This window comes from Micromonospora sonneratiae, assembly GCF_042679305.1.
Taxonomy (GTDB): Bacteria; Actinomycetota; Actinomycetes; order Mycobacteriales; family Micromonosporaceae; genus Micromonospora_H; species Micromonospora_H sonneratiae.
In genome coordinates, this window is the sequence record NZ_JBHTMP010000065.1 from 1 (window position 1) to 16,218 (window position 16,218).

Below are 16,218 nucleotides of genomic sequence, written 5' to 3' on the forward strand. Positions count from 1 at the left end.
GGCCGTCGGGGGCACGTGGGCCGGACGCGCCACCCTGGTCGGCGCTGGTGCCGCCGTCAGGTCGGTGACCCAGCCGTACGCCCCGACGTGCACCCCGGGCCGCTCGTCGGCGGGTCGGGTGGCGATCGTCCGGTTGAGCCGTACGGTGGCCAACGAGGTGATCCAGGCGTCCAGGCGGTGCGTGGCCAGACCGAGCGTCCCGGCGATGTACCGCTCAAGGTCGGCCGGGTCCAGCGGGGTCACCGCCGGGGCGGGCGGGTCCGGCAGCGGGGGCACCAGGGCGTTGGCCAGCCCGGTCAGCGCCACGCGGAACTGCTCCAGGTCGGCGGTCGCGGTGACGTGCCGGGAGTCGGTCGGCCGGGGGGTGGCCAGGTAGCTGCCGAGCGTCGTGCCGCCCGAGTCCGGCACGACGGTGGCCAACCGCCGTCGTACCGTGGCCGTCAGCTCGTGCGGCCGGATGTCGACCAGCTCGGCTTCGGTGATCTCACTGGCCGCCGGCAACCCGGCGGCACGGGCGAAGACGTCCGCCGCAGCCGAGTGCTCGGCGATCAGCGCCACCCGCAGCAGCCGGTAGAACAGCGGTACCGGGTCGGCGTCGGCGGGGGCGACCGGGATCTCGTCACCCCGCAGCCCGACCGCGGCCAGCGCGGTCAGGTACGCGTGCACCCGTACCGGATCCGTCTGCCCCGGCCGGTCGAGCATGGCGCTGGCCAGCTCGAAGGCGTGCTCGGCGTAGACCGCCAACGACAGTCTCGGATCGATGTCACTGCCCAGGCCGATCGCGGCCAGCAGCGCGCGGCCGGGTTCGACGATCTGCTGTCGCCACGCGGGGCCGAGGTCGAGACGGGCGAACCGCCACAGCCAGCTCACGTACTCGTTGCCGAGCATGCTGCGGGCCCGTACCTCCAGGACCCGGGCGTCGGTGCCCAGGATCTCCCACATCGTGTCGTCGGGGTTGGGCAGCCCGGGAAGCACCCTCGGCACCGGCGAGGGCAGCCAGACCCGCTGCCACAGGTTCCGCAGCACGGTCACCGCTCGCCCCTCGTCGGGCCTCGGCGTCTGCCGCAACCCGAGGGCCGAGACCGGCAGCAGCCCGTAGGGCAGGGCACCGACCCGCAGGGTCGGCAGCGGTCCCTCCGGATGCACGTCGTCGACGAAATGGTCGCGGATCTGCTCCTGCTCGGCCCGGGTGGCGACCGGCAGCAGATGGCGCAACATCCCGCCGAGTCCGGCATGCCACAGCACGTGGCGTACGTGGCGTTCCAACCGTCGCTCGTTCAGCCCGGCGTTGGCGGCTCGGGCCAGCCCGGTCGGGGCCGCCGCGCGGGTCGCCACCCTGCGGGTGACCGTCAACAGGTCACTGCCGTTCGACGTGAGTGGTACGGCCAGCGCATGTGCGGTCAGCCCGGCGGCGCTGTCGGCATCGGTCGTGGTGGTGTCCGCCCTGGTCACCGGCGCGACCACGACCCGCTTTCCGGCGGTCACCGTCTCGGTGTTGTTGGTGGGGGTGTCCGGTGGCAGGAAGGACAGACCGTCGGTGGCGGCGTGTGCCTCCAGGAGGCGGCCCAGTGCCTGCGCGGACAGTTCGGGTGCGGTCTGCGCGTCGACCCCGAAGACGAGCAGGCGGTCGATCGGCTTGGGCCGGCCACCGCCGTCGACCGGCACGGTGACCGAGAACGCCATGCCGACGGCTTCGGCGCTGCCGTAGTCGACCATCCACCGCATCCCGTCGTCCACCGGTATGGACTCCGGCGACAACTGGTCGATGGGGGTGCCGGTCGACGGGCTGTCGGGCAGCAGCGGGGTGAGTCCGGCGGCCAGGTCCCGGGTGACCGGGCTGGACGTACCCGAGAACAGGTCGCCCGACGTGGTACGGCCGACGGCGATCCACTGGCTGGGCAGCAGCCGGACCCGGGCCGGTTCGCACCAGGGGGCGGGCCGCCACTGCGGGTCGGGGAAGTCGCCGGTCGCCGGGTCTGGTTCCATCACCCGGGCGATCCAGCCGGCCCGGTGCTGACCGAAACGGCGTACCAGTTCGGCCCAGGGTGCCTCGTCCGGCTGCGGGTCCGCTGCTGCTGCCGGGGCCGGCGGATCACCGGCCAGCCGGTTCCAGTACGCCTCCCCCGCTTCCTTCTCCTCGGTGGTGAGCCCGGGCTCGTGGGTGTCGATGTGGATCTGGTCGGGGTACACCCTGATCTTCAGGGTGGCACCGGCGAAGCGGGTCTCCAGCCGGACCGGCAGCATCACCACGGGATACCAGGTGGACAGGCTGCTCCACGGTGCCTGGAGCAGGGCTTGGGACAGCGGTGGGACGGCCGAGGCGAGGGTGGTAGCGCCCACGGCGGCGTCCGGGGTGCGGGTCATTGTGGCGGCTCCGGCGGTAGTAGCAGGTCACTGGCGTGACGGGCAAGCATGACGGGGCGTTGCAGGACGACCCGTGCCATGTCGGCCGAGGTACGGCCGAAGACGGCACCGTTCACCGGGACGGTGGGCATCCCCGACGCGTACGGCGACAGGAACTGGGCGTCGGCCGGCAGATGGCCCCAGTGCAGGTCGTCCCACCGCTCACCCGAATACGGCGGCGGGCTCTCCGGCGGGGTCCAGTCCTCCGGTTCCAGGTCCAGTCCGAAGCGCGGCGCGGTCGGCTGTTCCCGAAGGACGAAGAAGTAGCCGGCGTCGCCGGCCGCCTGACTGGCCGCGCCCCGGGCGACCGTGGCGGTGAACGGGAACCCGAACAGCAGCAGGTCCGGGGAGAGCCAGGCGTTGAAGATCGGCAGAACGTCGTCGCCGACCGTCTCCCGCTGGGTCGGGCCGATCCACCGGGCCCGGCGCATCGTGACGATGGTGGACGGGAAGCGACGCAGCAGTTCGCCCCGGATGACCAGCACCAGCGCCTCTTCGCCGGGCGCACCGACCGCGGTGAGGTGGGTGCCCAGTGGTCCGCTGCGCCAGGCCGCGTCGGTCAACGGCGGGATGTCGGTGAGCGGGGCACCGGCCGACGCCGCCCCGCGTACGTCCCAGAACTGCCGGAACCAGGTCTGTCGAGGATCGGCGGGGAACTCCCGCCACAGCATCTCCCGGCTCATCTCGTGGTTGAGCCCCACCAGGAACGCCTCGATGAACCGGGGGTTGGCGGCCAGCGCCGTCATCGTCTCCGGCGCGACCGCCGGCAGGTTCGGTACGACGTGCTCCTGGGAGAGCCCCCGCAGCAGCTCGTACGTCGGTACGTCGAAGCTCACCCCGGCCAGCAGCTTGCGCATCGGGTCACCGCTGGCCGGCACGGCGTGCACCAGCAGCCGGTCGTCGAGGGTGACATCGGCCAGCACCTCACCGGTCACCGCGGTCTCCGGCAGCACCGTGTCCCGGGCCGCCTCGGCCGCCCAGGCCAGTTCGACGCGGGCGGGTGCACGGTCGTGGGCCAGCCCCTGGGCCGGGGCCAGCCACCCCTGGTGGTTGGCGGCGGCCAGCATGAAGCTGTCGCCCATCGTCCTCAGATCGGCCACGAGGTCGGCCCGCAGGTCCGCGATGGTCACCGCGCAGCCCCGGCCGGAACCGGTGTCGGCTGCGCCGGGAACCGAGACGACCGGTCCCCAGTAGACCGGCTGGCCTGCGGCGTCGAGGTCGAACGCGACCCGGTAGCGCAGCCCGCCGGACGTCGAACGGTAGGCGACGACCAGGTCGGGTCGACGGGTGCCGGTGATGTCCGCGATGGCTATGCCCGCGCCCGTACCGGTAGCCACCGCCGCCTCGTCGGCGACGCCCAACGGGGCCGTCCACGCGCCGTCGGGCACCCGGCCACGCCGGTTGACCCCGCGCCCGGTGAAGTACCGGGCCACCTGGTTGGCGCCGGAGCGGCCAGCCACGAAGAACACCAGATCGGGTACGAGGTCGTTGGTCATGTCGACGACCTCGACGTCCACCGAGCGGATCTCGGTGAAGGTGTACGGGGTGGGCATGGAGTCGCTCCATCCCCGGGTGACCCGACCGGTCTCGTCCAACCCCCAGCCGATCCGGTAGTACACCCGGTTGTCGGTGCCCCCGGGCGCGCTGACGGCGTACGCGACGACCACCTCCGGACGGTCGTCCCCGTCCAGGTCCACGACGGTCACCCCGACCGCACTGGCGTACGGGCTGATCGGGTCCTCCAGCGGGTAGGGCCCGGTCCAGCCGCCGGCCGCGACACCGTCGGGGGTCACGTCCGCGCCCACCCAGTACGCGAGTTGACCGCCGGCCAGCACCGCGACCGCGATCAGGTGTCCCCGTCCAGCGGCGATCAGCCGGGTGACGGTGGTGGCGGTGGCGATGCTGGCGACCACGCTGAGTGGGCCGGCGGCCGGCAGGCTCAGCGTGTTCTCCCGCAGCAGCCCCTCCTCGTCGATGCTGTGCCCCGCCTGGCATCTGATCCGGGTGCCCGTCCCCTCGTCCACCGCGTAGGAGACGAGCAGGGAGGAGAGCAGCCCGACCTTCGGTGCGAAACGTTTGTGGGCGGGGGCGGGGTCGGTGTCCCGGCCGGCACCGCGCGGATCGGCCGGCAGGCCGTGGTCGACCCAGCCGTCGCCCCGATTCCCCCAGGACAGCGCGGCCAGTCGGCCGTCCGCCGTCTTGACGAAGAGTTCGCCATCACGTTCGTCACCGGTCACCGGTCCGGGGCGGTGCGGGGCCAGCCCGTTGGCGGGCCGGCCGATCTCCCTCCAGTACCAGGTCTGGTAGGGGGGCTCCCCGTCGTGCCGGTACTCGTAGCGGCCGAACATCCGCAGGTCGGCAGGGTTGTCCTTGTGGTGTGCCAGCACGATCACCATCGGCACGTCCTCGAGGGCGATCCGTGGCAGCCGCTGTGCCAGCGAGACGATCCGTAGGTCCGTGCGATTCTCGTGGACGACGAAGCGCCAGTCGTCGTCCCGCTTCGTCACCAGGACGCCGTCCGGGGTCAGATAGGCGATGCCCGGATGGATGCCGATGGTGAACCAGTCGTACACCACGGGCGAGCCCCAGATCTTGGGTGCTGTTGCGGGCTCCACCTGGCTCCACGCCCCCGCGACCCAGTGGAACAGCCGGTTGTTCGAGGTGGCCAGGTACACACCGCCGGCGTACGGCCGGGGCGAGCCCCACACCCGTTCGCCCGCGTCGAGGGGCGGACGACCGAGGGCAGACCAGGACCGGGTGACCGAGCCGAAGCGGTAGAGGTTGCCGTCGACTCCCATCACGTAGACGTCGTCGCCGAAGGTGTTCGGCCGGCTGGCTATGCCACCGCCCGGCGAGGCACCGCAGTCCACCCACACCCACCGTTCGCCGACGTAGCGGCGCTCGTAGAGCCGGCTGTCGCGGGCCCGGACGTACACCCGGTCGGGGGCGATGGTGGAGCCGGAGGTGGCGACCCAGGTTCCGGGTGGGGTGCCGTGGTCACGCCACACCCATCCCTCGGCGAGCCGGCGACGCTCGAACAGCCGCCCGTCGACGGAGGCGACGAAGAACCGGTCCGGACCGAGCAGGTCACCGCCGTTGGTGGCCAGGGTGGTGACCGGGTCGTCGGCCGCCGCAGCGGCGGTGAGCTCGGCGAACCTCGCGTACGGCGACACGGCCGGGGTGAGGTTCGCCGCCTGGGTGGTGTGCCACCAGGGGTTCTGGCTCGCCCGTTCGATCGCCGCCCGGTCCAGTTCGCCGATCCGCTGCCCCGGGGGCACCAGCTCGTCGAAGACCGTGCCGCCCGCCGGGATGTGCGCGGGGGGTACCGGATTGGCTCCGGCGGCCAACCGGGGCAGCGAGGCAGGCGCGTTTCCGGTGGGCCACAACCGCCGGGCGAGTGGCCCGCGAGGTCGGGTGATCCGGCGGAAGGCTGCCGACGTCGCCGCCTTCGCGCCGGCGTTGCCGGCCAGGACCTCGTCCAGCGCCGGGGTCGCCGCACTGGTCCGAGCCGTCCGGGCGGCCGGTACGTCGATGAGGTCGTGTACCGGCTGGGTCAGCGCCACAAGCTGGTCGTCACGTAACGCCTGGCCGGGGGCCTGCGGGTCGACCCGCTTGGCGAACAACGCGCCGGCGATGTCGCGGGCGGCCTGTCCCCGACGCAGACGTTCGTTGACGTCGCGCAGCTCGGCGGCACGCTCCCACGCGGCGGCGGCCAGATCCTCCTGGTGCTTCTGCACCACCTGGGTGCCGAGCGCGGCTGCGGCCCGGTAGCGGGGGTCCAGGTTCAGTCCGGCCAGCCACAGCGGCTGGGCACCCGGGGGCGGCACCCGCCCCTCCTGGAGGTGCACCTCACCGTACAGGGGCGGGGTGAGCCGGTCGTCGGCGTGCTCCAGCAGGCTGCGCATGGTCGCCTGCCACGGGCCGGCGACCGCCGGATCCCAGTCGGTCGGCTCCATGCTCGGCGACGCCAGTGCCCCTTCGAAGCCGAGCACGGACCGTCCTTCGACACCGGCGGGCTCGATCTCGGGCAGCCCCCCACCGGCCGCCGCGATGTCGACCGGTCGACGGCCGACGTCGGCGGGCAACGGCCGGGCCCGCAGCCGGCGGGCCAGTGCCTCGAAGTCGCCGTCCGGACCGGTGCGGAACGTCCAGTGGTGGTAGACGGGCAGAATGATCTGGCTGGCCGACTCGGCATGTGGAGAGCCTGGTCCCCAGGCGGGCACCAGTTCGGCGTCGTCGTTCACGGGCAGGCCGAGCCCGGCCGACACCCCAGCGTCGAAGGCGGGTACCACCGCCGCCAGGTATTCGACGTCGCCGGCCAGCCGACGCGGACAGATCAGCCGGGACAGCGTGCGTTCCGGGAAGTCCGCGATGACCTCCGTGACGTCCTCCGTGTCGCTGGTGAGCAGCACCTGCGCGTGCGCCCAGGCCCACGACTCGGCCAGCTTGGGCAGTTGCCCGACGGTGGTGGCCAGCCGGGGCAGGGACTTGCCGGGCACCCGTTGCAGCGGCCCGTCCTCGGACCCGACCGGTACGACCACCAGCACCAGCCAGGGCCGCAGCCGACCCTGACTGTCCGGGCGGGCCGGGGTGTAGAGCCACGGCAGGTCGGGCCGGTCGAACTCGACGGCGGCGAAGAGGGTGACGTCGACGTTCTCCGCCCGGGGGGCGGGGAAACTGCGGATGATCTGCTGTGCGTCGAGGCCGGTCACGTCGCCCGGCCCGTGCAGGACACCGGTGGCCGTACCGACGATGTCCGAGACCGTGTCGCTGGCTGTGTCCCGGGCCTGCGCGGTCACCGACAGGGGCAGCTCGGCGCGGGTGGTGGGCAGCGGACCGCTGAGCGGATCGGGTACGGGAATCACCCGGGTGAGGCCTTCGCGCACCCAGGGAAGAAAGCGGAGACCACCCATGTCAGTACCTCTCTCGCGGCTGCGCCAGCGCGATCGTCGGGCGTGCAACGGCGACGGTGGCCCGGCGGATCCGGGCGGCACGGTCGCCACGGGGAGCCGTCGCCGCTGCCTGCGTCGCGGTCGGTGCGGCGGACTGGGCGACGCGTCCCACCGCTCTCCGGCCGGGGCGGACCGGCACCCAGGAGGGTCCGGCAGCGGCCAGCCCGATTCCGGTGCCGCCGAAGCGGGTCGCGCCGGTGGTCCGGGTACGGGCGTTGGCCGCCGGTCCGGTGGCCGCGAACCGGGCCAGCTTCGCGCCGGTGTCCAGACCGGCGCCTCGGGCCGCCGCCAGGCCGGCGATCGCCTGATGCGCGGGCATCTGGCGGCTGCCGTCCTCCGGATCGTCGATGATGACCCGGTCGTACGCCTCGTCGCCGGACAGGTCGACGAAGACCGTCCGGTCGGTCTGCGGAACGCCGGGGCCCTGTTCGGGCAGCTTCACCGTGCGGCCGGCCTCGAAGCGTTCGAAGCCCGGGGTGACCAGCTGTTCCTCGGGAGTCAGATCCCGGAACTGTCCCGGTGCGAAGTCGTCGTAGACTTCCGACCCCAGCGTGCCGCGTACCGCGTCGTCTCCGCCGCCGACCTGTACGTCGGTGAGGGTGAAGCGGTTCGGGCCGACGATCCGGGAGGTGCCGACCCGCTGGAGGTCGATACCGAGCGGCACGACGTTCTCCCGGACACTGAGCAGTACGCCCGGCGAGAGCAGCAACGCATCGCCGGCTTCGATCTCGCGCAGGCTGACCGGCTCGTCGCCGGAGACCGCCGGGCGGGCGTCCCAGGCTCCCGGGCCGCTCAGCGCGGCCTCCACCAACTCGGCCGCCCTGATGTAGTCGGGCTCGTGGACGTCCTCCGTTTCGCCGTCGCTCCACTTGAACTTCGCCGAGGCCTCGAGGAACAGCAGCTTGATCCGGGCCTCACCCCAGGCCCGCCACGGTTTCGGCCCGCTGACCCCGATGATCAGGTTGACCGCCAGCAGTTCCGTGCCCCGGAACTTCAGCGACACCACCGCGCCGATCTCCAGGGTGAACCAGAACGGCTTGAACTGGATCATCGCGTCCAGCCAGGCCCGGCCGTCGATGAGGAAGCCGCCGCCTTCGAAGTGCAACAGCGCCCTGGCACCGAACTGGAGGGTGTTGCTGGTGATGGCCAGGTACGCCTGTAGGTTGATGCCCTTGCCGCTCTTGGCCAGCGCGATGTTGAGCGGTTTGACCGTCGGGAAGCCCTCCGGTACGGGGAACCGCGGATGGAATCCGCCGACCGACATGGCGAACGACTTCCGCCCGCCCCACCGGGCCCGCAGCGCCATCTCACCGGTGATCGGCCGGCCGAACAGCTTCGAGTCGATCAGCGCGGCATCGAGGGTGATCTCCTTGCGGGCGAAGTCGATGATGCCCGCAGAGTCCAGACGCAACTTTCCGACCGTCTTGAAGTCGATGGTCAGTTGACCGAGCAGCAGGATCCGCACCGGGTCCGGGAACTCGACCACCACGGCCAGCTCGGCGACCATCTGACCGGCGAGGAAGTTCAGCTGCACCATCACCCCGAGCAGCGTGCCGGTGGGGTCGGCCGGGAAGATCCGACCCAGCGACGCGATCACCGCCGGTGCCTGCCCGACGACGTCCTCGGGGAACAGCAGCCGGTCCAGGCTGCCGTCGCGGACGGCGTTGCGGATCTCGTCCGGGTTGCTCCGCCGGTTGTGGCCGATGATCAGGCCCGCTCCGGTGAGGGAGATGCCCCAGAACAGGACGACCCCGGGGAACCATCGGAGGCTACCGGCCACCAGCAGGGAGAAGGTCTCGTCGCCGTCGGCCTCGGTCAGCCGGCTGCCATCGTGGTTACGGGTGTCGAGCACCGCGACGGTCTGGAACTTGAAGCTGCGCAGCAGACCACCGCCGCTGTTGGTGCTGATGCCCAGTTGCAGCGCGCCGGCGTACATCCCGCGTGGTTCGTCGACGAACAGGTAGCCGCCGCCGGAGACGATGCCGTTGTCGATGCGCAGGCCGACCCCGTCGGGCAGCTTGAATCGGGGTACGAGGTTGGCGGCACCGAGGTTGCCGGTCCGGGTCGGCTCCCCCTCCCCGGCCGGCAGCGGAGGCGGGAACGACAGTTCGACGCGGATGCCGATGTTCTCCACGGTGGCGTGCAGGGGACCGACGTCGGCGCGGACGGTGGTGCTGACGGCCAGGTTGACCGTCTTGGTGTGGCTGGCCGCTTCCAGCGCGATCCGCAGCCCGTCCAGGTGGATGCCCCCGAGCGACAGGTGCATCGGATAGTCGGCGACCAGCGCCGCCGCACCGGACAGGTGCAGGCCGGTACGCAGGGACCAGCCGACGCCGAGATCGAAGGCGATCCGCAGGCCACCGGCGGGCAACAGCTTGGCCAACAGGCCATCCCCGTCGCCGGGCTTGACGACCAGTTCGGCCCGGCCGGCACGGACCCCGAGCTCCAGGTCGTCGCGGCCGGTGCCGAGCGCGGCGCGGGCCGCCAGCACGAGCTGCCCGACGGCCAGGTGGGTGCCGTCGGTGGCGCCAAGGATCCAGCCGGTCTCGCCCTCCGGGGCGATCCGGGCGATCTCGGCGCTGAACTTCACCGACGACTCGTCACCGGTGACGGTGACACCGTCGGAGTTGATGGCGATCGCCGGGCCACCACCGGAGAGGCTGGTGGCGACGTTCCAGGAGCCGAACGATCCCTCCAGGTTCACCTCGCCGGTGGGGGCCAGGATGGCGGTGAGCAGACCGTCCCAGGAGGCGAGGCCGAGGGTGAGCCCGAGCCCGTAGGTGGGCTGCCAGTCCGAGCCGGCAAGGCCCGTCGACGGGTCCTGGCCGCCGGGTGTACGCAGCCCGGAGAACCGGACCCGCAACAGACCGGAGGCCAGCCGCAGTCCCGCCTCCCCCTGGTCCGGACCGATGCCGGGCCGTACGCCGTGGCCAGCGTCCACTCCGAACGCCCGCAGCACGTAGGCCAGTCGGGGCATCAGACGCGCCGCCATCGCCTCGACCGCTTCGGGGGTCTTCGTCCCCTGCTGGGCGTAGAGATCCTTGAAGTGTTTCCCCGGGTCGGAGATCAGGTCGGCGATCCGCTCCAGGTGCAGTTCGTCCCGACGGCGGGGTAACCGGATCGGGGCGTCGCCGATCGGCATCGGCAGGCTGGCGACCTTCTGTTCGGTGGCCGGGGTTGCCAGCCCGAGCAACACCAGCAGCGGCACCGACCACGGGACCCGACGGCGCAGGTAGGTCAGGATCAGGAAGTCGAGCAGGTCGTCGGCCAGTTCCTCGGGCAGCCCTTCGATGTCGGGCCAGTTGTTCTGCACCGCCGGCGGCAACGCACCGAGCTGTTCGTACGCCTTCGCAGCCGCCTCGCCGACCTTGATGAGGTTGCCGAGCGAGTTCAGGCGATGGTCGACCATCACGTCGGCCAGCGTGTCCAACGCCGGCCGGATCCTGGCCACCCAGTCCTGGAACGCGACTGCGTCGACCCCGCTGATCGCCTCCAGGTCCCAGCCGAGCGCCCGCATGAGCCGGGCCCGTCGCCACGGGTCCGTCGAGCTGAGCACCGGTTCGGCGATGAGTTCGGCCTCCCCCAGGAGCCGGGTGAAGAGGTTCCTGCTCTGTTCGGCGTCACTCATGTGACCGGGTTTCCTTCCGTGGCGGGTTCATGCGGTGAACCGGGGCAGGTCGGTGGTGTCCAGCCGCATCGACCCGCGCTGCGAGGAGAGCAGCTGTTCCTCCTCGGGCAACACCTCTACCGGCAGCGTGTACGTCCGGCCGGTGGGCCACGACGGCCACGACGGCAACGCGACCATGGCCGCCGCCACCTCCGGATCGGTCACGGTGACCTGGCCGATCGCCGCGATCAGCGCGGACTCGTGGTCGTCCGTCCAGGTACCGGGTGCCCCCGAGAAGTCCGGGCCGTAGGTACGGGCGATCCGCAGCACCTCGTGCAGCTCGGTCGCGGCCCGGGGAACGCCTCGGGTGTCGGCCGGTTCCGCCGCGTTCGGCGGTGCCGGCGACACCAACTGGTGGGCGCGGTACATCTGCCAGCAGGCGAGTCGGGCCACCGCCAGTTCCGAGGTGAACAGCTCACCGATCCGGGCCCGGCGCAAATTGCCGTCGGTCCCGGGCACGTCCGGCACGGTGGGCGTACGGGTCGGGTCCGGCGAGTCCCAGGAGGTGGTGAGCAGGTCGTGCAACCCCTGTCGGGCGAAGGTCCACATGCCCCGCCGTACCCCTGGGTGGCTGCGCAGACCGAGGGTGAAGCGGTGGATGAAGTGCCAGCCGCGCAGTTCACGCAGTTCGGCGAAGGTCCCGACCGCCACCGGCCACCCACCGGTGGTGTCGCTGTACGCCGGGTTGGCCCGGGCGATCTGTAGGTCGCGGACGAGCAGTCCGCTGCCGTTCTTGCCCCAGCCCGGTACCGCCGACACCCCGGCCAGGCCACCCATCACGTCGTACGCGTCGCGGTCGAACGCCCGCAGATAGGCCAGGTACGCCCACCACTGCCCGGGACCGGTGTTGGTCTGCGAGGGCAGGCTGACCGGTGCGGTCTGCGGACCGTGGCCGCGCCAACCGAACGGGCCGATCCGCAGGATGGCGGAGTCGGCGGCGACGAGCGCGTCGAAGTACGCCCCGGCCGAAGCCGGCTGGCTCTGTTCGGCGACGGCCCGGAGCACCTTGAACGTGGAGAGCTGCCGGCGGGCGCGCTCGACGGTCCCGTCGTCTCCGCTTCTCAGTTCGGTGGCCAGGCGGTCCAGGGACGGGCCCTCGGTCTCGTTCGGCGCGGGTGGGATCAACGCCTCCGGCATCAGCTCCGACACCGGCTCGACGACGGGACCGGCCCACTGGGCCGAGGTGGGCCAGGTCTCGTACCGGCCGAGGGGAATCAGCTCCGGATGACTCGTCGGGGCAGGTCCGGCGTCGGCCGGGCGACCGGTCACGACCCGGGAGTACAGCCGCTGGTCGGCGGCGACGACCTCGTCCGCCAACCAGACGTTGCCGGCAGCCAGGCGTTGCGGTGAGCCACCGGCCACCTGCCACGACTCGACCACGACGGGACACCGCCAGCGCTGGGTCAGCCAGTGCTTGATGGCGACCTGGGTGGCCAGGTCCGCCACCCCGCTGACCGGTCCCAGGTAACGATCGGCCTCGGGGACGTCGACCGGCTGGAGGCGGTCCGAGTAGCGGGCGTCGGTCCGGTCGGCCGGTTCGTGGGCGACCCGCTCTCCCCGGGCGTACGTCTGGAACTCCCGGACCGCCCAGTAGGTCCTGCGATCGAACTCACCGGTGGTGACCCCGGGTGGAAGGAAGCGGAGCGTGGCCAGGTCGGCCTGGAGTTTGGCGATCCAGTTGTCGGTCACGAGCGGTCGCTCGACCCCGTCGTAGCAGGTCTTCGTGCTCCGCGCGTCGTAGTCACCGGTACGTAGCACGTAACCGCCGTACGGCGGGGTGACCAGCAGCGAGCAGCCGTACGACAGGTCGACGGTGTACTTGGTCAGGGCGGCTCCCCGGGCCGCACCGGGCAGTCGCCACCACAGCCGCTGGGTGGCCGACTTACGTTCCCCGGACCGCCAGTCGAACGTGATCTCGCCGAGGTTGTTGTAGCCGACGATCTCCTTGCCGTTGCCCCACTTGCCGAGGTAGCCGTCGAGGTTGCGGGTCGCGGCCAGGTACTGGGCCAACGCCTCCTCGCGGGGCATACCGGTCGGGTCGACCACGGTCTCCGGCTGGCCGTCGCGATCCACTTCCGGGTCGGCCTCGTCGTGGTGGATGAACCGCACGTTCAGCGCCCACTCGGGCGGTCGGGTCAGCAGCTTCAGCCGGTCGTTCTCGCCGACTGCTGGCCGCCCGGTGACCCGCCATCCGGCCACCGCGTCGGCGGCGTAGGCCACCTGCACCCCGGCCTGGAACGGTTTTCCGTCGTTCTTCTCGTTCGCCCAGCCGACCAGGTCGATCTGACCGAGGACATCCACAGCCGGTACGTAGCCGAAGTCGTTCAGCATCCGGGTCTTGTCGTCCTCGTTGCGCAGCGCGCTGGAGACGAAACCGGCGATCACGCCTTCGGTACGGTTGACCCCCTCGAACGGTGCGTTCGGGTCCGGCCCACAGGCGTACGGCAGCGTCGCCGAGTAACGGATGCGCTCGGCTGATCCGAAGTGGATGTCGCCACCGAGCATCACCAGCCGGCGGCGCCGTATTCCGTCCGGTCCGGGTGGCGCGGCGGCCAGCAGCCGGGCGATCAGCTTGTGCACGGCGGCGTCACTGGACACCCAGGCGTCGTCCCCGTCGGCCTCGTACCGCCCGAAGAGGGCGTTCATGACCGGCTGCGCCACCTGTTCCAGCAGTGGCATGCCGAACAACGCGATGGGCTGGGCGACCACGGTCACGGCCTCGTCCTCAAGCACTCCCCCACCGCTGACCATCTCGTTGAGCGGGTCGTCGGAGAGGAGCAGACCTCCCGGGTACGGTTTGCCGTCCGGCGTCTCCGCCGGGGCCGGGAACTCCCGCCAGGTACGGGTGTCCAGGGCGACGAGCTGGTAGCGCGGCCAGGTGACGGTGTAGTGGTACTTCAAGGCGCCGGCGGGACGCACCATCCGGCCCTTGGCGTCGATCCCGGTCGGCAGACCCAGTCGTTCCCGCAGTATCCCGTCGTCGGTGCTGTTGGGCGTACGCTGCCAGCCCTCGATGGCCGACAGCGCCTCGCGGCCGGGCTGGCCGGCGGTGCCCTCCTCGGCGAACTGCTCCGGATTGTTGCCCCAGGCCTGGAAGATGGCGTACGCGGACATACCGTTACGGACGATGCGCCGACCGAGTTCGGAGGTGACGCTCGCGTCGATCACCCACGACCTGGTCATGTTCCAGTCGTCGCTGATCTCGTGGTCGTCCGCGATCATGTAGGTGGCGACGTTGGCCAGTTGGCGGCGCACCGCCGGTAGCCCGAGCTGGAACGCCTTGATCAGGTACGTCTGCCGGTACCAGCGCTCATACCGCTCGACGACCTCCTCCTGCGCCCGGGTGGTCGTGTAGCGCTTCCCGGCGCGCATCAGGTCGTAGATCGGCGCGATGACGTGGGTGTCGGCGGGAAAGACCTCCTCGAACTTCGGGTACCGCTCCGGCCACAACTGGTCCGACCAGGTCATCAGGTACATGCAGACGTACTCACGCAGCGACATCAGGTGGCTGTCCGCCTTACCCGAGGTGAACTTCGCGTCGCGCGACAGCGCCTCGCCACGCTTACCCGGCTGGTACTGCCGGTCGGTCGGCTGGTTGGTGGTGCCGACCGGCAGGGCCTCCGGCGGCATGCCGAGGCTGTCCGCGATGCCGGGCAGGGCGGGAATCGCGGGTATGCCCTCCCGGGCGGGTACGGCGTCATGCCCGTTCATCATGGCCAGCAGCACGTCAGCGACGTCGTCGGCGTAGATCTGGTCGCCACCGAGGACGAGCTGGTGTGGCCGTAGTTTCGGATCACCGCCGGCTGCCGCGATGACCGGGTCCAGGAGCGGAAACGCGTCGATGCCCTCACCGTGCGGCTTCCGGCACGATCCGTGGAAGATCCGCAGGTCGCTGGGGTTCGCCGGGGGCGTCACGAAACTGGGATAGTCCGGCGCACCGCCGATCGCCCGGGGATCGTTGACGTAGCTGAGGGCGTCTATGGCCGCAGACTCGCTGGCGGCGACGACCTGCGGGGTCATCAGGCTCGCCCAACTCACCGCCGGGCCGGTGAAGGACATGTCGTAGCCGTAGAGGGTGCCCTGCGTCAGCGCCTGCCCGGCGGCCCGCACCGCTACGACGTACAGGTGCTCGCCCAGCCGCACCGCTTCCCGGCTTCCAGTGGCGACGGTGGCGCCGCGCGCAAAGCCTGAACCGCCATCGGTCTCGAAGACGGTGAGAGTCACCGTGCACGCCGATCGCACCGCGATGAATACGGTGGCGCTGTCCGGGTCGACCCGGCGCACGATCGGACCGCACACGACGAAGGGGCGCTCCGCCGTTGCCTCCATGCTCTCCCTTTCGCCGTTCCTGCGAACGCTGCTAGGCGCTGATTCACCAGTAGGAAAGCCGCAGGAGGCAGCGGGCGGCATCATCCGTTGCGTCGCGCCGGCAGCCTGATTATTTCCGTCCACAGAAGACAGACAAAAAGTTTCAGTCGTCTTGCCCTTGCCCAGTACGAGATCTTGTGCACTACTCGGCGCAGCTCGAATCGACAGACCTCAGGTCCACCGGCGCCGAGCAGCCAATCTGCGTACCGCTGGGGCTGTTCACCCGCTGAACACGGCGCCGCCGCCAGCACCACGACGAATGGCGAGGTGGTAGCCGTCGGAATCTGTCAGAACCGCGATACAACCTTTTGCGGCCCCCTCGACATCGGCATCTCCGCAGCCAGGACGGCAAATGACGCACTACGATCGTAGTGTAGAAAAGTTTCGATGACAATCGTTTCGTGATCAGGTTAGCGACCCGAAAAGGACGAACGATTCGATCGAGAGGGCCTCATGTTTCCGGGGTGGAACCGAAAGCCGGCCGAATCGAAGAAGCTTCCCGATGGCCGCAAGAGCCTGCCGTGGGCCTGTCGAGGTGCCCCGTCTACGCGCCCACGTCTCCCACACCGTCCGACACCGCCCCACCCCGGACAGCGAGCGACATCCAGCCAGGCGCGGTCCATGGCCGAACACCGCTATCCTGCGGCCGTGCCTGTCGCTACCGAGCGTCCGTTGTTGTTCCTCGACGTGGACGGGCCGCTGATTCCCTTCGGGGCACCACAACCACCTGCAATCGGCCACTCATGGCACGACGTACCACCGCACCCCTTGCCGGCGGGCTCAAACCCGCTGCTGGCCAGGCTGAACCCTCAGCACGGGAGACGACTG

At 71.0% G+C, this 16,218-nt stretch carries 4 protein-coding genes; all 4 read right to left on the reverse strand.

Features of this window, described 5'->3' with window-relative positions; genetic code table 11:
* A partial coding sequence (locus ACFQ4H_RS28500; RefSeq protein WP_377576658.1) for a hypothetical protein occupies nt 1-2,364 on the reverse strand: 2,364 nt, incomplete at its 3' end.
* Nucleotides 2,361-7,289, reverse strand: a complete 4,929-nt coding sequence (locus ACFQ4H_RS28505; protein WP_377576661.1) for a hypothetical protein — start codon at nt 7,287-7,289, stop codon at nt 2,361-2,363. The genes ACFQ4H_RS28500 and ACFQ4H_RS28505, both read right to left, overlap by 4 nt.
* Nucleotides 7,290-7,317: 28 nt before the next feature.
* Nucleotides 7,318-10,983 (reverse strand): DUF6603 domain-containing protein, encoded by a 3,666-nt coding sequence (locus ACFQ4H_RS28510; protein ID WP_377576664.1) that lies wholly within the window; start codon nt 10,981-10,983, stop codon nt 7,318-7,320.
* 27 nt (nt 10,984-11,010) lie between these two features.
* Nucleotides 11,011-15,351: a metallophosphoesterase family protein gene (locus ACFQ4H_RS28515; RefSeq protein WP_377576666.1), complete on the reverse strand. Its 4,341-nt coding sequence runs from the start codon at nt 15,349-15,351 to the stop codon at nt 11,011-11,013.
* Between the last annotated feature and the right edge of the window lie 867 nt (nt 15,352-16,218).